Source organism: Enterococcus diestrammenae, from assembly GCF_049384045.1.
Taxonomy (GTDB): domain Bacteria; phylum Bacillota; class Bacilli; order Lactobacillales; family Enterococcaceae; genus Enterococcus_C; species Enterococcus_C diestrammenae.
The window spans coordinates 128,003-146,686 of record NZ_JBMRGR010000005.1 but is presented as its reverse complement, the minus strand read 5'-3'; the positions used below and the strand labels follow the sequence as shown (position 1 = coordinate 146,686).

Annotated in this window: 11 protein-coding genes; 1 reads left to right on the top strand and 10 read right to left on the bottom strand. The window is 42.6% G+C overall.

Going from position 1 to position 18,684, the window contains the following annotated elements; all coding sequences use genetic code 11:
- Positions 1 to 127: 127 nt before the first annotated feature.
- The 4 genes from ACO03U_RS05520 to ssnA all read right to left on the bottom strand — a co-directional run bounded on the left by ACO03U_RS05520 (position 128) and on the right by ssnA (position 7,367).
- On the bottom strand, positions 128 to 1,450 hold the full coding sequence (locus ACO03U_RS05520) for a YgeY family selenium metabolism-linked hydrolase (RefSeq protein ID WP_204686684.1): 1,323 nt from the start codon (positions 1,448 to 1,450) through the stop codon (positions 128 to 130).
- Positions 1,451 to 1,452: 2 nt separating this feature from the next.
- Positions 1,453 to 2,649: a diaminopropionate ammonia-lyase gene (gene dpaL / locus ACO03U_RS05515; RefSeq protein WP_204686683.1), complete on the bottom strand. Its 1,197-nt coding sequence runs from the start codon at positions 2,647 to 2,649 to the stop codon at positions 1,453 to 1,455.
- Between the two features lie 288 nt (positions 2,650 to 2,937).
- A complete protein-coding gene (ygfK, locus tag ACO03U_RS05510; protein WP_204686682.1) occupies positions 2,938 to 5,943 on the bottom strand; it encodes a putative selenate reductase subunit YgfK in 3,006 nt (1,001 codons plus the stop codon).
- 89 nt (positions 5,944 to 6,032) lie between these two features.
- The gene (gene ssnA / locus ACO03U_RS05505; RefSeq protein WP_204686702.1) at positions 6,033 to 7,367 is read right to left on the bottom strand and encodes a putative aminohydrolase SsnA; all 1,335 of its coding nucleotides are present in this window, start codon (positions 7,365 to 7,367) and stop codon (positions 6,033 to 6,035) included.
- Between the two features lie 357 nt (positions 7,368 to 7,724).
- On the opposite strand from ssnA, the gene ACO03U_RS05500 reads away from it, so the two are divergent.
- Entirely contained in the window at positions 7,725 to 8,360 is a 636-nt protein-coding gene (locus ACO03U_RS05500; RefSeq protein ID WP_161868723.1) for a helix-turn-helix transcriptional regulator, read from the top strand.
- Between the two features lie 251 nt (positions 8,361 to 8,611).
- Here ACO03U_RS05500 and ACO03U_RS05495 read toward each other — a convergent pair whose 3' ends face one another.
- The 6 genes from ACO03U_RS05495 to typA all read right to left on the bottom strand — a co-directional run bounded on the left by ACO03U_RS05495 (position 8,612) and on the right by typA (position 18,582).
- A complete protein-coding gene (locus tag ACO03U_RS05495) occupies positions 8,612 to 9,550 on the bottom strand; it encodes a PTS sugar transporter subunit IIB (protein WP_204686681.1) in 939 nt (312 codons plus the stop codon).
- Between the two features lie 15 nt (positions 9,551 to 9,565).
- The gene (locus tag ACO03U_RS05490; RefSeq protein WP_204686680.1) at positions 9,566 to 10,144 is read right to left on the bottom strand and encodes a histidine phosphatase family protein; all 579 of its coding nucleotides are present in this window, start codon (positions 10,142 to 10,144) and stop codon (positions 9,566 to 9,568) included.
- A gap of 676 nt (positions 10,145 to 10,820) precedes the next feature.
- Complete coding sequence (locus tag ACO03U_RS05485) at positions 10,821 to 14,249, bottom strand: pyruvate carboxylase (protein WP_204686679.1); 3,429 nt, start codon at positions 14,247 to 14,249, stop codon at positions 10,821 to 10,823.
- Between the two features lie 246 nt (positions 14,250 to 14,495).
- Positions 14,496 to 15,689 carry an FtsW/RodA/SpoVE family cell cycle protein gene (locus tag ACO03U_RS05480; RefSeq protein WP_204686678.1) on the bottom strand — a complete coding sequence of 398 codons (1,194 nt, stop codon included), beginning with the start codon at positions 15,687 to 15,689 and terminating at the stop codon, positions 14,496 to 14,498.
- A 2-nt stretch (positions 15,690 to 15,691) separates the two neighbouring features.
- Positions 15,692 to 15,985 (bottom strand): Fpa/YlaN family protein, encoded by a 294-nt coding sequence (locus tag ACO03U_RS05475; protein WP_161868728.1) that lies wholly within the window; start codon positions 15,983 to 15,985, stop codon positions 15,692 to 15,694.
- A gap of 758 nt (positions 15,986 to 16,743) precedes the next feature.
- A complete protein-coding gene (gene typA / locus ACO03U_RS05470; RefSeq protein WP_161868729.1) occupies positions 16,744 to 18,582 on the bottom strand; it encodes a translational GTPase TypA in 1,839 nt (612 codons plus the stop codon).
- Positions 18,583 to 18,684 lie beyond the last annotated feature (102 nt).

Here is an 18,684-nt window from a genome sequence, read left to right as displayed (position 1 = left end):
GCAGCAACGAAATAAGCTTTAGGAGGAAATCAAGGTTTCCCCGCAAACTCAGCATTTTGCAGGGAAAACCAAAATTATCTGTTACTGACCCACGCCTTTACCTGCATTGAAACAAACGTTGCTCTACTTATTTGGTATTGTTGGTATAAACAGTTGGTAGGGCAGCATAGACAGCCGCACAGCGAACCAAATCTTCTTTCCAAGAGATTTCATTTGGCGCATGGGCTTGATCTTCTGCCCCAGGACCAAAACCGATACATGGAATTCCGTTACGACCCATGATCGAAACCCCATTAGTCGAGAAGGTCCATTTATCCAACAAAGGACGAGCTTCCCGCATTTTAATTTGCGTGTCTGGGCCTTGCCGTTTTTCACCATACAAATTGTGATGAACTTCCATCAAAGCTTTGGTTACCTCGTGATCTTCAGGAATCACCCAAGTTGGGAAGTAGCATTCGATTGGGTAAACCAAACCAGTGTAGCTTGGGCGATCGTAATCGTACATTGACACCACAACATCGTCCCCGTATTTCTTAACAGCTGGCAATTGGCGAATTTCTTCTAAACAGCTTTCCCAAGTTTCACCAGCAGTCATCCGACGGTCTAAGGATACGGAACAACCATCCGCAACCGCACAACGAGAAGGAGAGGAGAAGTAAATTTGGGAAGTCGTTACGGTCCCGCGACCCAAGAAACGAGCTTCTTGCCAATGTTCTGGATTCCATTTTTCATGGAGCATTTTTTCCAGACCAATCACGGCTGTCGATTCCGTACAGCCATTGTTGTTCAAGGCCCGCACATCATTTAAGATATCTGCCATTTTGTAGATGGCATTGTCGCCACGTTCTGGTGCTGAACCATGGGAAGAAACGCCTTTTACATCGACGCGAATTTCCATCCGGCCCCGTTGTCCACGATATATACCACCATCTGTTGGTTCAGTGGATACAACAAATTCTGGGCGAATACCATCTTCTTTGATAATGTATTGCCAGCAAAGACCATCACAATCTTCTTCTTGAACGGTAGCGGTTACTAAAACAGTGTATTCATCATTTAGTAAACCTAAATCTTTCATAATTTTGGCACCATAGACGGCAGAGACAATCCCACCTTCTTGGTCAGAAGTCCCGCGACCACCAATTTCCGTATCATTTTCATAGCCTTCATAAGGATCAAACGTCCAGTTTTTGATTTCGCCAATGGCTACTGTATCCATATGGCCATCAAAAGCAATCAAACGTTTCCCGGTACCCATGTAGCCTAACAAGTTCCCTTGTTTGTCGATTTCAACTTTATCAAAGCCCAATTTTTCCATTTCTTCTTTGGCCCGATTGAGTTTGTCCCCTTCCCCAGATGATTCACCAGGAATACGAACCAAATCTCTTAAGAACTTAGCCATATCCTTTTCATAACCTACTGCTGCTTTTTTGATTGCTTCAAAATCCATTTTTATTCTTCCCCCCACACAATGTGTTTATAATTTTCAGGATCGGTGTCTCCTTCTGTCGAGAACATCAAAACCTCTGAATCCTCATTTAAGCCTAAGAAATCTTTCAAATCACGGTATGCTTCATCTTGCATCAAGGTGGCTACCAATCCCATGCCTACTGCACCAGACTCACCGGAAATCACTTGTGGATCGCCTTTTAAAGGTGCAGCTAACATACGCATCCCTTTGGCAGCTACCCAGTCTGGACAAGAAACGAACGCATCCACATGGTTTTCCAAAATATCAAAGGAAATCGTATTTGGTTCCCCACAAGCCAAACCTGCCATGATGGTTTGCAAATCGCCTTCCACAAAACGAATCTTGCCATCTTTACCCAATGCTGATTGATACAAACAGTCCGCAGCTTGAGCTTCCATCACGATCATTTTCGGTGGATTGTCCCGATAAAGATTGGCGAAATAGCCAATAACGGCTCCCGCTAAAGAACCAACACCCGCTTGGATGAAGATATGAGTCGGGCGTTTTTCGGCTTTGGCTAACTGTTCACCAGCTTCTGAAGCCATCGTGCCGTAGCCTTGCATAATCCAAGTTGGGATTTTTTCATACCCTTCCCAGGCGGTATCTTGAACCATCACCCCGTGTTCCGTTTCTTCGGCCATTTGATTGGCCATTCGTACACATTCGTCGTAGTTGACGTCCTCAATCGTTACTTTGGCACCTTCTTTAGCAATATTGTCAAAGCGGGATTTTGCTGAGCCTTTTGGCATCAAGACTACCGCTTTCTGACCTAGTTTATTAGCTGCCCAAGCGACGCCCCGCCCATGATTGCCATCAGTAGCGGTAAAAAAGGTAGCTTGGCCAAACTCATCTTTCAGCTTTTGGGAGGTCAACCTATCGTAACCGAGATCTGCCACATCTTTGCCGGTTTCTTCAGCGATATAATTGGCAATCGCATACGAGCCACCCAAAACTTTAAACGCATTTAACCCGAAACGATAGGACTCATCTTTTACGAAGAAATCCTTCACCCCAAGATAGTTAGCCATTTCTTTCAAATCAGCCAGTGGCGTTTCACTGTACTGAGGAAAACTTTGGTGAAAACGACGTGCTTTTTTCATGTTGCCTTCATCCATTAATGGCAGATAGCCATCCTTGGTTTGAGGCATTTCGTTTTTCACCCATTTGATCTTATCCAACCTACATTCCTCCTATTTTATGGTGTATTCATGATGCTAACACCTTGTTTAAGTAGCAATCGCTATACAAAGCGAAGGTACCAGTTATCAGTAACACAGCTCCAGGCCTGATAACGATGAGAGGGACTATCTCCTTTGCCCAAAAGACAAACCTGAAAAAGTGCAACTCTCTTTATAAAGACATACCGAAAAGCCAGGACAACGACTTCTAAGAGCCAGGAGTTTTGATGGGAACTTCAGTTTTACTTAGAAGTCACTGCCCCTAGTTTTTCGAATGTGTAACCCGAATTATTCGACCATCATAAAGGCATAGTGAGTGATGACCGTCTTCATGAAATCCAGTAAACCAACAGGAACATCACTAGGATTTGCTGACAAATCCAGATTCAAGACGTCACCTTTGTAACGCAACAACACTTGTTGGTTTGCATCAAGCATTGGATAAAAGCCTTCATTTTGACTGTCATAAAATTCAGCTTCCGTATTAAATAAAGTAAATTTATCTTTGTATGGTGCGGAAGAATACGGACAGAAAGTTTCACAGTTGCCACATTCATTACACATGCGATCAATGTGCAAAATTTGCGGTTGATCATTGACTGAGATCACTACATTAGCGCGATTTGGACAAACATCGACGCAAGATTCACAAATCGTGGAACACTCAAGACATCGTTGTCCCTGACTCATTGGATTTTCTTCCGTCACTAGTAACCCTCGTTTACTCCGAGGAATGCGACGATCAATGTTTTGGTTTGCTCGTTCGAAGTGCTGGTTATGCACGGTGGTGATCCCATTGACAGCTTTAGTAGCATCCGCGATTGCTTCCACGATGGTTGCCGGTCCGCGATTTGCATCCCCAATCACATAGACATCTGGCAAATTGGTCTCCAAGGTATCATTATCTACAATGACCCGTCCGCGATTATCCGTTTGAATCCCTAGTTGGTTAAAGAAGCTATCATCGACTTTTTCACCGATAGCAGAAACAACAGTAGTCGCTGGAATCTCCACAAAATCGCCAGTTGCAACTGGTTTTTGACGCCCGGAAGCATCGCGGGCTCCCAAGGTCATTACTTCACATTTCAGTTTGCCATCAGTCAGACGAATCGGTGCCAAAAGTTCTCTAAAGGTTACGCCATCTGCTAAAGCCAAATACAATTCTTCTTCATCAGCTGGCATGTTGCGTTTGTCCCGACGGTAAACCAAGGAAACATTTTTTACTCCAGGTAAATGTTTGGCTGCTCGCGCGCAGTCCATAGCGGTATTGCCCCCACCAATTACGATAATTTCTTCACCATAAGGATTTACATGGCTATTTTGGCGGCAAGCTCGCAAAAATTCCAAAGAGTTGATGGCTTCACCCGATTCAAGCTGTAAATTGTTGTGTTTCCAAGCGCCAATCGCATAGATGATTTTTTCATAACCAAGCTGCTTCAAATCTGACAAACTAGGTGCTGCTGCCCCACATTTGAATTCAGCCCCCATGAATTTTGCTAAATCCACATCTCGTTGCACGCTTTCCATAGCGATTCGAAACTCTGGAACGATTTGACTACACACCCCGCCGATGGTTTCGTCTTTCTCAAAGACGGTCACAGGGAAACCTTCACGAGCCAAGAGGTAGCCCGCTGAAATCCCAGCCGGCCCACCACCAACAACGGCCGTTTTCGGAGCATTCGCCACCGGTTCAGGTTTTGTCATGGTAGCAAGCAACTCATCATAAGCCTGTTGCGCAGCCTCTAATTTAACCCCACGGATATCAATGGCTCCCTCATAAAATTGACGAGTACATTTTGTTTCACATGGATGGGCACAAATCGTCCCGGTGATAAATGGCAAGGGATTTTTATCGGTAATCACCTTTAAGGCTTCCAAATGGTTTCCTTCTGCTACATAGCGCAAATAAGCTGGGATATCTTGATTGATCGGACAGCCGCCGGTTCCCCGACATGGCGCCGTATAGCAATTTAATAAAGGAACTTCTTCTTTGATTTTCGGAGAACCTGGTAATTTGATTGATTTTTGATAACGGGCTTGTGTTTTTGATTTTTCCACGAGGGCCGTCAGTTTCGGCAAATCCAACCGCACATGAGTAGGATAAGCCAAGGAACTCACCAAGTTGGCTATCTGCTGCATTCGTTGATAACCCCCTGGTTTTAGCAAGGTCGTCGCTACTGTGATGGGCCAAATCCCCGCTTCAAATAAATCTTTCACATTAAAAATATCTGCCCCGCCAGAGTAGCTAATTTGTAGTTTCCCCTGGAAAGCATCCGAGAGTTTTTTAGCTACCATCACGGAGAGCGGGAACAAAGAACGTCCAGACATATACATCTCTTCTGATGGCAACTCTTGTTGGGCCACATCCACTGGGAAGGTGTTGGTGATTTTTACACCAAATTGTAACTGTTTACGATCCGCCAAGGCTTGTAGCCGTTGGAGCATTGGTACCGCGTCATCAAATTGCAAATCTTCCTTAAAATGATGATCATCAAAAGCCATATAATCAAAACCGAGATCATCCATGGTCTTGCGCGCATACTCGTAACCTAATAAGGTAGGGTTACATTTGATAAAGGTATTTAGTCCTTTATCCCGTAACAGATGAACAGCAATCCGTTCGATTTCATCTGGTGGGCAGCCATGCAAGGTTGATAAAGTGATGGAATGAGATACTTTCGGGCTAATACTATCGATATAGGCTTCATCCACTCGGGTGAACAAGTCCAAATGAGCTTTAGCCGCTGCTATACATTGTTGCCAGATTGCAGTTTTTGAAGCATCTTGCATACCATCGATGTAAGCTTGAATCTTCGGTGTTTGGATCCCTTTTAAATCATAACCAACACTCATGTTGAAGATAAAACCATCAGGGTCCCCCAGTTCAAACTCTTTGGCCAATAGCTTGAGAATAAACCAAGCTTTGATGTATTCTTCCATCGCTTGTGGGACACGCAATTCCGTAGACCATTCGCAGTTATAGGCTTCATCTCGTGCAGCAATACAAGGTTTTGCTACAGGTAAATCCTCCCCATCCAATACTTGTACTGTTTTTACTTCAAAAAAGCGCGAGCCAGTCAAATAAGCAGCTACAATATTTTGGGTTAATTGAGTATGGGGGCCAGCTGCTGGACCAACTGGCGTTTCCATTTGTTCATTAAATAAGGAAATGGTTTTGCCTTTTTCTGCCTGATAAAACTTGCGAATTCCAAAAATTGTATTACTTTTTTTGTACTCAGCCATCATCCATGAAAGCAAACCTTCGATGGAAATCGGGCGCATGATGTCACTCATCTCTTTCACCTCGTTAGATAATTAAACCGGCCTACTACTTTCCCCTACCGGTAATACTCTGATCTGTTAGATTTTCAGTTATTTGAAACTTAGCCGTTGATGCGATTCCAAAGTTTTTGGGCTTCTTCTCTAGCGTGAGCGTAAACTTCCCCTTGGTCGACTCCCACGACTTCGCGGTTGCGCATCTTCACTTCACCATTGATGATGGTATCCCGAACATCTTTACCGTTCATACCAAATAAGATGTGACTGTTGAAATTGTTTTCTGTCATCGGTGTCGGTGCATAGTAATCCAAGACGATAACATCGGCTGCGGCTCCAGCTTCTAAAACCCCGAGCTTCGTTTTAAAGTAACGGTTGGCCATAGTAGCATTGTTCTCAAACAACATCGTCGGAATTTCGCTCCAACCTGCATTTGGATCTGCCAAATGATGTTTATGAATGATATTGCCAACTTTGTAAGATTCGGTAATATCATTGGTGTAACCATCCGTTCCCAAACCACACAAAATATCAAACTCATTGAACATCCGGAGCACTGGTGGACATCCTACAGCGTTCCCCATATTAGATTCTGGATTGGTGACCACCATCGTATCGGTGTCTTTAATCAGTTTCATTTCATGGGGATTGATGTAGATACAGTGACCCAGCATAGTTTTTGAACCCAAAATGCCTAAATCGAACAAGCGATTAATGATTGGTTTATTGTATTTATGCAACGAATCTTGGACGTCTGCCAAATCTTCAGCCACGTGAATATGAAAACCAACATTTTCTGGCGTTACTTCCCGCGCCTTGGTAATCGTTTCATCGGATAACGTGAAAGCGGCGTGCATTCCCATCATGGCATACTGCATATCATCAGTTCGTTTGGCAACTTCTTTTATAAAGCGGCTATTTTCATCAATCGCTTGTTGGGCTTGCTTTTCCCCATGGCGATCGCTGACTTCATAACACAAACAAGTTCGGACACCAAATTCATCAGCAGCTTGCGAAAGCCTATCCAAGCTACCAGCAATTTCACCATAACTGGCTTGATGATCAAACATCGTGGTGACCCCATTTTTGATACTATCCAGATAAGCTACTCGACCACTATGATACGTGGTTTGATTATCCATCTTGCTGTCCAATTTGAACCATTGCCCTGCTAGGATATCCATGAAGTTTTTAGGATGGTACCCGTTAATACTCAAGCCTCGGGCAAAACTAGAGTAAATGTGATTATGCATATTGATGAACCCGGGCATGATCACGCCATCGTTAGCATCAATAAACTCGGCATCAGGATATTTTTGCTGCAAGTCAGCGGTCGTCCCCACCTCTGTAACAGTCGTCCCTTCAATGGCAACGGCACCATTTTTGATGAAAGCCTTTTCCTTTTGTCGCGTGATAAGATTCCCATTTCCAATCAACAGCATCATTCTTTTCCTCCATTTCAAAAGTGGTATTGAACATAAGCTAAAAATTTTTTAGTTTTTTTCGCTTCAACCAGCTAGGAAACGCTTTCAGCTTTTGGCTATTTTTACACCTATTTGTTATAATAAAAACAAAGAGGTGTTTCGTTGGTTACCTGAGAAAACTTGATTTACCGGTGCTGGTTGCTTCAAAAAAGTACCTGTAGCTCTTTTCACAACCCAGTATACCACCGAACCTAAAAAATAAAAAGGGGTACTAAAAAATATTTTTGTTAAATTTGTAAAACGTTCTCAAAAATGTTATGATTATCCCTGATAAAAGTTTATGTGGCGCACTTTTCAGCCATTGGAGGACAAGTCATGTTATCAGATAAAAATTTAGATTTTTTGAAACAAGTAGGTCAAGCTATCGCGACTCAATTCGGCGAAGATTGTGAAGTTGTCATCCACAAAATCGATCCAGAAGACATGGATCACTCCATCATCTCCATCGAAAACGGTCACGTCACCGCCCGCACTATTGGCGACGGTCCTTCTCAAGTGGTACTCGATACCATGAAAAAAGACCCCGCCGAATTGCAAAACCGCTTTAATTACCTTACTAGAACCCATGACGGTCGGGTACTAAAATCCTCAACCATTTATTTTAAAAATCAAGAGGGCCAGCTAGAAGGAATCTTCTCCATCAATTTCGATACCTCATCTTTGTACGCTGCCGAAAATGCCATCAAAAAACTGACGGTGACAGCCGAAGATGAAAAAACCACCGATCCAGATTTCATTCCAAAAGATGTCAATGAACTGTTGGACGAATTGATCATGGAATCAGTGAAAATCGTCGGGAAACCTGTCGCTATGATGACCAAGGACGATAAGATTCGGGCCATTCAGTTTCTCAATAAAAAAGGCGCATTTCTCATTACCAAAAGTGGTGACAAGATTTCCAAGTTCTTTAACATTTCCAAGTACACCCTTTACAATTACATTGCCGACTAAGTAAATTACGTAAACAAGCACAACAAACACCTCCTATACACAAGCTTTCTCAAGAAAATCATGGGGTACAACTCTCCCTCGTACGTCAGTTAAACTTGGTTTCCCACAGACTAGCTGATTTGGGACTGGATGTTTTCTCTTAGCTGAGCCCAACTGAAAACGCTCGCTGTGCAATGGTGATTGCACTCAATCAAAAAAAGACCGGAAAACATTGAGGATCTCCCTCAAGCTTTCCGATCTTTTTTTGATTTTCACCATGAATCCCAACTAATCAAACCAAACAAGATTTTTTTTCGTGGCTTTAGCTTTTCTACCTCTAAAGCGGCAACTGCTATTTCCGTAGTAAACTCCGATGCAACGGCTACTGTAGTCAAAAAATTATCCAGCAATCCTAAATCTGCTTGCCCTCTTAAGTCATAATACTCCTCATCAGCCATTTGATAGACGGGAATCTGGTATTCTTTGAGCCAGGAGGAGACCTGCTTGATTTTCCCTTTAGCAATTGGCGCAGCAATCACCCCATCAATCCGTCGAGCAATTTTTGGTAAATCGACTTTTGAAAAAGCGTCAGAAGCTCCGAAAATCAAGCGAATATCAAAATCGGCTTCAGGTTCAAAATCATAAAGAGTTTCTAGTTGATAGGCCTGTTGTAATATCCGTAAGCCCATCTGTTGCCAATGCTCCCGCAAACGCATCAAAGCGCTATTGTTGCGTTCCCCTGCTAAAACAAAGATTTCCAAGTTTTTATCCGCTGCTTTAGTAGGATCAAGGATACTGGAACGATACGCTCGTTCATCATCTAAGGCGATCAGGTCATCTAATAACAGTCGATAGGCTTTTGCACCATCCATATAGCCAAAAACTTGAGGCGCAATCTCTCGAACAATGGTGGGATAGTTTCGTAAAAGTTGTTGCTTTTCCGGTAACAAATAACGGACTTGGGGTGCCACTAATACGACATCGAATAATTTACCAAATTCAAACGCATTGTAACCTTTGAGGGCATCCATACCACCATAAGCAAAAACCAAATCATAGGCTTCTCCATACCCTCGCTGTTTTTTCATAATGGTTTCAAAATGGTCAAAAGCTGCTGTCAAATTGCTATCAGTGCCATTGATTTCCTTAACAATTTTTTGACAAAACATGCTAGACGTCCCTCCGCCTGCACAGCCAACAAAGATGAACATCAGTCATCCCTCTTCTCAAATTTCTGAAAAATCATGCGTAATCATTTCTTCTAAGACAAACTTCTGGTCCTCATAAGTAAAGCGAGCAATGCAGCAGTTTGGCAAGCGATTGGTTGGAGGGACCGTAGTATACTCCTCCCAAACGCGCATAAAGCCACGGATGGCAGCCCCATGACTGACAGCGAGGATGGTCTTTCCAGCAGTTTCTGCCATCACCGTTGACAAAGTTTGATTAAGCCGTTGCCGCATTTCCAACTCCCCTTCGCCTCCATAGGGCACAAAAAAATCACCATAAGGTAACTTGGAGTTCAAGACTTCATCTTGGCCTTCAAACAAGCCAAAATACCACTCTTTTAGACCCTTAAGCCGTTGATAAGGCTGCTCAGTGACTAGCTCTAACGTATCACAGGCTCTTTCTGAAGTCGAGGAATAGCACGCATCAAAAAGGATACCTCGCTGTTTAAAATACGCTCCAGCAATTTTTGCTTGGGCGATACCTTTGGCAGTTAATGGGGAATCACACCACCCTTGCTTTTTATGCAGCTGATTGAACAGCGTTTCGCCGTGTCGCATAAGATATAATGTTTTCGTCATGGGGACCTCCTTTTTATCCATAAACTTATTTTAACAAAAGTCGGCAAAAACTAAAATGAACTGGATATTCTACTAACAATAGACTTTTAAAAGACTGTCCACTATTCAGAGTTCCTCAAACTCTTCAGGGGAATGTTTGAAATCTAGCAGGAATAACGAACTAGTTTTCAACGCTTGACATTCTGGTGTGTTTCATGCAGCAAATAGTTTTTAAAAAGTTTTCTTCTCTTGGCATTAGCTTTGTAGTGGACTCAGCCATTATTAATCAAGTTTTCGATTCCACTAGCTTATCAGGCCAAATCTAGCTAATCAACGCCCCATTTTATCTTGGCCATAAGTGATTGATTGGCTTGGCTACTTAATCTTGCTTAAAAAAAGACTCTTATTAAAAAGATGAACTTTGACATAGTAAAAAAAGGTTGCCCGTCACTCCAAAGACTGAAATGAAGGTACTTTGAGCAAGTACACCTTTTGATATTTATTTGAAATTTGAAACTCAGGGACCAATCACAAATACTCTTTTGGTTTTGTTTTTCAGCATTAGAATAACAGTATAGTCTCACTCTAAAATCCCGATCCATTGGCCTTTTTGATGATTAACTTTTTGTAAGTCTTTGATAATAAAAAGGACTGCAAGCAAGTCACAGTCCTTTTTAACATTGTCTCTCACCAAAAACTATTTCTCCACGACTTCAATCAATAAATCATCTTGAGCGATGGCTTCCCCTTCTGCTACATAGATATGTTTGATCTGGCCGTCAAAGCGTGCTTCAATGGCTGTTTCCATCTTCATGGCTTCAGTAACCATCAAGGTATCCCCTTGTTTCACTCGATCGCCTTTCTTCACCATAATTTCCAAAACAGAACCCGGCATCGTCGCACCAATTTGCTCTTTATTGGTTGGTTCAGCTTTGCGTTTGGTTTGAATCGCACTCTTAATCGATGCATCTTTTACGACAATTTCACGACGTTGACCATTTAAATTGAAGAACAAGGTGCGGTTGCCTTCGATATCCGCTTCTCCGATTTCATCCAAGCGAATAATCAAGATTTTGCCTTTTTCAATTTCAACATTGATGGTTTCACCTAAGCGCATTCCTTTAAAGAATGTCGGTGTATCCAACATCGTCACATCAGCAAAAGTATTGTAAGCTGTTCGGTAATCCAAGAAAACTTGAGGATACATCAGATAGCTCAACACTTCATCTTTTCGTGGTTCATAACCGATTTTCGCTGCTAACTCCTGTTTTACTTTCGCAAAATCAACCGGTGCGGCCAAGCTTCCAGGACGTTCTGTAAAGGCTGGGCGACCCTTTAAGATGATCTGTTGTAATTCTTTCGGGAAACCGCCAACAGGTTGTCCCAGTTCACCTTGGAAAAAGGTCACGACGGATTCAGGGAAATTGTAATCCTGCCCTTTTTCATAGACGTCTTTTTCGGACAGATTGTTTTGAACCATGAATAAAGCCATGTCCCCAACAACTTTAGAAGAGGGGGTTACTTTAACAATGTCACCAAACATCATGTTCACCGTGTGATACATGTCTTTGATTTCATCCCAATGATCCCCTAAGCCCACTGCTTTGGCTTGAACTTGTAAATTGGAGTATTGACCACCAGGCATTTCATGCTTGTAAACTTCTGTTTGCGGCGCATTTAAGCCATTTTCAAAAGGTTTGTAATACATGCGGACATCTTCCCAATAGTGGTTAATTTGTTGGGCATTGTCCACATGAATCTGCGGTTGGCGTTCATCATCAGCAAGAGCATAATACAAGCCACTGAGACTTGGCTGACTCGTGGAAGCACTCATGGCACTGATGGCAACATCGACGATATCCACACCGGCTTGCGTTGCCGCAGAATACGTAATCACCCCATTACCAGCTGTATCGTGGGTATGGAGATGAATCGGTAGGTCCACCGTCGCCTTTAATTCACTAATTAAGCGATAAGCTGCCCGTGGTTTCAACAAGCCAGCCATATCCTTAATCGCAATAATATGAGCCCCACAATTTTCTAATTCTTTGGCCATCTCTTTATAGTATTGAACCGTATACTTATCCCTTGATGGATCATTGATATCCCCAGTGTAACAAATCGCCGCTTCCGCCACTTTACCAGTATCGCGAACCGCTTGAATGGATTTTTCCATTTGAGGAATCCAATTCAGACTATCAAAAATCCGGAAAACATCAATCCCTTGGGCAGCAGCTTCTTTAATGAATTCCACTAAAACGTTGTCTGGGTAGTTAGAATACCCCACCGCATTGGAACCTCGGAACAGCATCTGCAACAACGTGTTTGGCATCAGTTGGCGAATCATACGCAACCGTTGCCAAGGGTCTTCGTTTAAGAAGCGGTAAGCCACATCGAAGGTCGCTCCCCCCCACATTTCAGCTGAAAATAGTTGTGGCATGGCTTTTTCTGTTAAATCAGCAATCTTGCTAAAGTCTTTAGTCCGCACCCGTGTGGCCAAAAGACTTTGGTGAGCGTCTCGGAAAGTAGTATCCGTCAGCAACAATTCTTTTTGATCTTTCACCCAAGTAGCTAATCCCTCGGCGCCCCGTTCATCCAAGATATTTTTAGCAGATTGGTAATTATCTAAAGTAACCAATTTCTTTGGTATCCGGGGGGCATCGTAATATTTTTTCTTTGATTGTTCGATACCAGGGAAACCATTGATCGTAATTTCTCCAATATATTTCATGGTCTTGTTCCCACGATCTCGTAGTTTAGGAAACTCGAACAAGCCAGGCGTATTATCGATAAACGTTGTCTTGGCAGCTCCTGATTGAAACTCAGGATGATTGATGACATTTTGCATAAATGGAATATTAGTCTTCACACCACGAATCCGAAATTCTCGCAGACAACGTTGCATCTTTTGAATAGCTTGCTCAAACGTCGCTCCAAAGGTACAAACTTTCACTAAAAGAGAATCAAAGTACGGCGATACCACAGCCCCAGCGTAAGCATTGCCCACATCTAAACGAACGCCAAAGCCACCAGGTGAACGATAGGTATCGATTTTCCCAGTGTCCGGCATAAACTGGTTCAAGGGATCTTCAGTAGTGATCCGACATTGAATAGCCGCCCCTTTAATTTGGATATCAGCTTGTTGTGGAATACCGATGTCTTGGTGAAGATCTTTACCTTCTGCAATCAAGATTTGTGAAGTCACAATATCCACATCAGTAATCATTTCTGTGATTGTGTGTTCCACTTGAACCCGTGGGTTGACTTCAATAAAGTAAAACTGGTTGCCTTCTACTAAAAACTCCACTGTACCAGCATTGACATAGCCTACATGCTTCATCAACTGCACAGCAGCTTGACAAATCTCTTGCCGTTGCTCCTCATCTAACGAAACACAAGGTGCGACTTCAACAACTTTTTGATGGCGACGTTGAACCGAACAGTCCCGTTCAAACAGGTGAACGACATTCCCCTGTTTATCTCCTAAAATTTGGACTTCAATATGTTTGGGATTACTAATATATTTTTCAACGTAAACTTCATCCGAACCAAAGGCAGCTTTGGCTTCACTTTTCGCTCGTTCATAGCCATCCCGAGCTTCTTTTTCATCATGAGCTACCCGCATACCACGACCGCCTCCCCCCAGAGCCGCCTTGATCATAATCGGGTACCCATGGGTTTTGGCAAAGTCCAAAACTTCATCAATCGAAGCCACCGGGCCATCAGTACCAGGAATTGATTGAATCCCTGCCGCAATTGCCGCTTCTTTGGCTTTGATTTTGTCGCCAAAAATATCTAAGTGATGCGTCGTCGGTCCGATGAAAATAAGCCCTTCTGACTCACAACGCTGGGCAAACTCAAGATTTTCACTCAAAAAACCATACCCGGGATGAATCGCTTCCGCTCCGGATTCTTTGGCAATCCGAATAATATCATCGATGTCCAAATAGGCATCGATGGGCTTTTTCCCTTTGCCGACTAGATAAGCTTCATCCGCTTTGAAGCGATGAACAGAATACTCGTCTTCTGCCGCATAAATTCCGACAGTATTGATGTGTAATTCACTACACGCTCGAAATACACGTATCGCGATTTCTCCGCGGTTTGCCACAAGAACTTTTTTCATTTTACCACTCCTAGTTTGTATGAATGTCAAGACGAGCAATCCGTAAGCTAGCCGCTTTCTAGATGGCTTCGTCAGATTCCTTTTTTGGCTATTACTTTATCTGATACCCACTGATTTAACCTAGTTACTCTACCACTTACTTCATTAGGTTTTTGAAAATTGTGACACTTCTATTTTAAAAGACACGGCTCTCAAAAAGCGAGATGCCGTGTGCAATTTTTAATCGAAAGATACGTCATGCTTTCGCTAACGCCCCAAGCTAATGCCGTATTTTTTACGTTTTTCTTCCGCGCTGATATTTAAGACAAAGCCGATACAGATGGAAAGCATCAGCAGGCTAGACCCCCCTTGGCTCAAGAAGGGGAAAGTAACCCCCGTCAAAGGAATAATCCCCGTGACACCGCCTAAATTGACGAAGACTTGGACCATAAACAACGTTCCGATCCCAATACACATCAAAGAGTTAAAAGGATCCGTCGAACGAATACCAACGAGATAAATCTGACAAATCATATAAAAAACTAACAACAACACTAAAACCGCAACTATCAAGCCGAGCTCTTCCACCACTACTGCATAAATATAATCGGTATAAGGAAATTGGAGAAATCCTTTTTTCTGGATGCTATTTCCTAAACCACGACCGAAGAGGCCCCCATTATAAAAGGCATAATACCCATTAATTAGCTGATGCCCTTGATTAAATTCATAATCAAAGGGGTTTTGGAAGACGATAAACCGTTCCAAGGCGTGGCTGAAAGGGATACTTGAAAGTTTCTCCCCTAATTGTTGGCCTAGTAAAGCAATCCCTTTAATTACGCCAATAGAACCGACAACACCAATAATTCCAGTGAGGATGCTATACCAGAAATTAATACCACTACCCAATAACATCGCGACGGCTATTAAGGTAAGGATGGCTGCATTTCCTAAATCGGGCATGATAGCAACCACCCCAATCCCGCCAAAAACAATCACCAAAGGCCATAGCAAACGTTTTTTCGTACCTGGTTCATTGATTAGATTTTGACGACCGGCAAGTTTGACCGCCAAAAACCAAATAACAATAATCTTATAAAACTCAGCTGGCTGAATCGTCATCCCAGGAAGTTTGATCCACCCATATGCGCCGTTGACTTGATGATTATAAGCAAAACGGGTGAACAGTAAGGCAGCCACCAAAATAACGATAGCGATATTTGAGAGGTTTTTACGTTTTAGAAAATTGGTTTTCATTTTGTAAATAACGGCAATCAAGACTAAACTGATGGCAAAGAAAACCGCTTGTTTCACTACCGGCTCCATCGGATTCAACTCGTGTACCAGTTGATCGTAGGAAGTCGAACTGTAGACCATCACCAAACCAAAAATACAAAGAATCAGGTAAGGAATCAAAATTCCATAATCCATCAGGTGACGTTTTTTCAATTTTGTAGGCAAGATTAAGCCTCCTTGCTTACATCATTTTTTTGGTCTTCATAGACCTCAGTATAAAGGCGGTTTAATTCTCGCTCCAACTCGGACAATAACTGATGGCCCATCTCATTGGTAACCAACCCGAGACGGACAGCGTAAGCCACTTGGCGAGAAAACCCGTACATTTGTGTGTCCACTACTTCTTCAAAGGCTTTGCATTGTGAGATACACTGGCTGTTCTTTTGATTTTTGATCAGTTTTTTTATCCGATCAGCATCTTGAACCAATAATTCCAATGCGAATTCCGGTGAAAAATCCATTTCTACCCTTCCTTTCGCTCCTCAACGCAGATATTTTCCCCAACGTTGATAGAATCTCTTTAGTTTCATCATTATAGCATAATTTATGGTGAATTTGGGTAACTTCCCAAGTACCTTTCATAATATTTTCAAAAAACCTAGAAAAACTCCGTTAGTTTACTTTCTTTTATTAGCTATGATTCGATTGATTCGTGGAACAAAAGATATATGTGAAACATTATAAAGGGTGGGCCCTGCTTTTCGCAAGTCTTTTTTTTCACTAAAAGCTTTAAAACTAGGGAAGCTCGCTAATGACTTCAAATAGTTTTCCACACGAGGCAAGGATTGACTTTGAAAGATAACTCCCTTTTATTGGCGATTGGAGGACTCGGTTCCTGAGAGCTTACCCACGGGAGGCAGTAAATGAGATTTAGCTTTTTTGCAATCGAAACATCACAATCGGATCAGCTTTTTCTCCTAACTACCATAGCTCATGGGCTGTAAAAAACGCATAAGTTTTTAACAACGTAGAATTGACTCATTTTCAAAGAATTTCTCCAGCAAGTATACCGTAAAAAGGGTGACATTAGGTGCAGCAGGATTGATATGACAGTAGTATTCAAGATTGTAATCGCTATAAAACCAATGTACATACTCTCATTTTGAGGAAAAGAACGCTAAGAAAGACTAGCAAATACACTAGGGAGTCGGTGGCACTTATGTCACTTACTCTAAGAAAAAAGCACTGCCTCCAACGAGACAGTGCTTATAACTACCTATTATTCAGCAGCGATTTTTTTCTTTTTAGATGCTTTTTCCCGTTCACTCTTATTGAGGATTTGTTTCCGCAAACGAATGCTTTCAGGGGTTACTTCACAGTATTCATCTTCGTTCAAGAATTCAAGCGATTCTTCCAAAGTCAAAATCCGTGGACGTTTGATAACTGACGTTTGGTCCTTATTGGCAGAGCGGACGTTGGTCATTTGTTTCGCTTTGGTAATGTTGACGGTCAGATCTTTTTCGCGAGCATTTTCACCTACGATCATGCCTTCATACACTTCCGTACCTGGTTCAACAAAGACCGTACCACGTTCTTCGACAGACATGATTGAATAAGTGGTTGCTTTCCCTTGATCGATTGAAACCAAAGCCCCTTGGTGACGACCACCAATTTGGCCTGGTACCATTGGAAGGTAAGCATCGAAAGTATGGGCCATAATCCCATAACCACGAGTCATAGATAAGAAATCTGTACTAAAACCAATCAAGCCCCGTGCTGGAACCAAGAAAATAATCCGAACTTGGCCATTGCCCGTATGGATCATATCTTGCATTTCACCTTTACGAGTTCCTAAAGCTTCAATCACAGAACCCATGTATTCTTCAGGGGTATCAATTTGCACCCGTTCAAAAGGCTCACAACGTACGCCATCAATCATGCGTTCGATAACTTCTGGACGAGATACTTGTAATTCAAAGCCTTCCCGACGCATGTTTTCGATCAAAATGGACAAATGTAGTTCCCCACGACCAGAAACAATCCAAGCATCTGGTGCGATGGAATCGACTCGCAAAGAGACATCTGTTTGCAACTGAGACATCAACCGTTCTTCAATTTTACGAGCAGTGACAAATTTCCCTTCACGGCCAGCAAATGGTGAGTTATTCACCAAGAAAGTCATTTGCAACGTTGGTTCATCAATATGCAAGATTGGTAAAGCATCTTGATGATCAACTGGTGTCACCGTTTCACCTACGAAGATATCTTCCATCCCAGAAACTGCAATCAAGTCCCCAGCTTTAGCTTCTTGAATTTCCAAACGTTTCAAACCAAAGAAACCAAAGAGCTTAGTGACGCGGAACTTTTTAACTGAACCATCTAGTTTCATCAAAGCAACTTGATCCCCGACGCGAATCGTTCCCCGGAATACCCGGCCAATCCCGATTCGACCAACGTATTCATTGTAGTCCAACAAAGATACTTGGAACTGCAACGGATCTTCGCTGTTATCCACTGGTGCGGGAATGTGTTCAATGATGGTATCAAAAATTGGTGCCATGGTTGCTTCTTGGTCTGCAGGATCATCAGAGGTGCTTGAAGTCCCGTTTAAAGCAGAAGTATAGATTACTGGGAAATCCAACTGATCGTCGTCTGCTCCTAGTTCGATAAATAATTCTAAGACTTCATCCACGACGTATTCAGGGCGAGCAGATGGTTTGTCGATTTTATTGACGACTACGATAGGTGTCAAATGTTGTTCTAACGCTTTTTTCAATACAAAACGAGTTTGTGGCATGGTTCCTTCATAAGCATCCACTACCAATAAGACCCCATCAACCATTTTCATGATCCGCTCAACTTCACCACCGAAGTCCGCGTGCCCTGGTGTATCCATGATGTTGATTTTTGTATCTTTGTACTCAACAGCAGTGTTTTTCGCCAAGATGGTGATCCCACGTTCTTTTTCTAAAGCATTTGAATCCATTGCCCGTTCAGCCAACTGAGTATGGCTATCCAAGGTATCGGATTGTTTCAATAATTCATCAACTAATGTTGTTTTCCCGTGGTCGACGTGGGCGATGATGGCCACGTTGCGGATATCTTCACGTAATTTCACTGATATTTTACCCCTTTTCTCAAAAAAACCAGCCTGTCTTGGCCGGTTTCACTTACACGATTGTTTCACTCGACGGCTTATTATAGCAGAAACTCTTTCTGA

Bases quoted from the DNA above. Each gene is read 5' to 3' on its own strand.
- ACO03U_RS05520 (WP_204686684.1), bottom strand. From the start codon at position 1,450: ATGGATTTTGAAGCAATCAAAAAAGCAGCAGTAGGTTATGAAAAGGAT.
- ygfK (WP_204686682.1), bottom strand. From the start codon at position 5,943: ATGAGTGACATCATGCGCCCGATTTCCATCGAAGGTTTGCTTTCATGG.
- ssnA (WP_204686702.1), bottom strand. From the start codon at position 7,367: ATGCTGTTGATTGGAAATGGGAATCTTATCACGCGACAAAAGGAAAAG.
- ACO03U_RS05500 (WP_161868723.1), top strand. From the start codon at position 7,725: ATGTTATCAGATAAAAATTTAGATTTTTTGAAACAAGTAGGTCAAGCT.
- ACO03U_RS05495 (WP_204686681.1), bottom strand. From the start codon at position 9,550: ATGTTCATCTTTGTTGGCTGTGCAGGCGGAGGGACGTCTAGCATGTTT.
- ACO03U_RS05490 (WP_204686680.1), bottom strand. From the start codon at position 10,144: ATGACGAAAACATTATATCTTATGCGACACGGCGAAACGCTGTTCAAT.
- ACO03U_RS05485 (WP_204686679.1), bottom strand. From the start codon at position 14,249: ATGAAAAAAGTTCTTGTGGCAAACCGCGGAGAAATCGCGATACGTGTA.
- ACO03U_RS05475 (WP_161868728.1), bottom strand. From the start codon at position 15,985: ATGGATTTTTCACCGGAATTCGCATTGGAATTATTGGTTCAAGATGCT.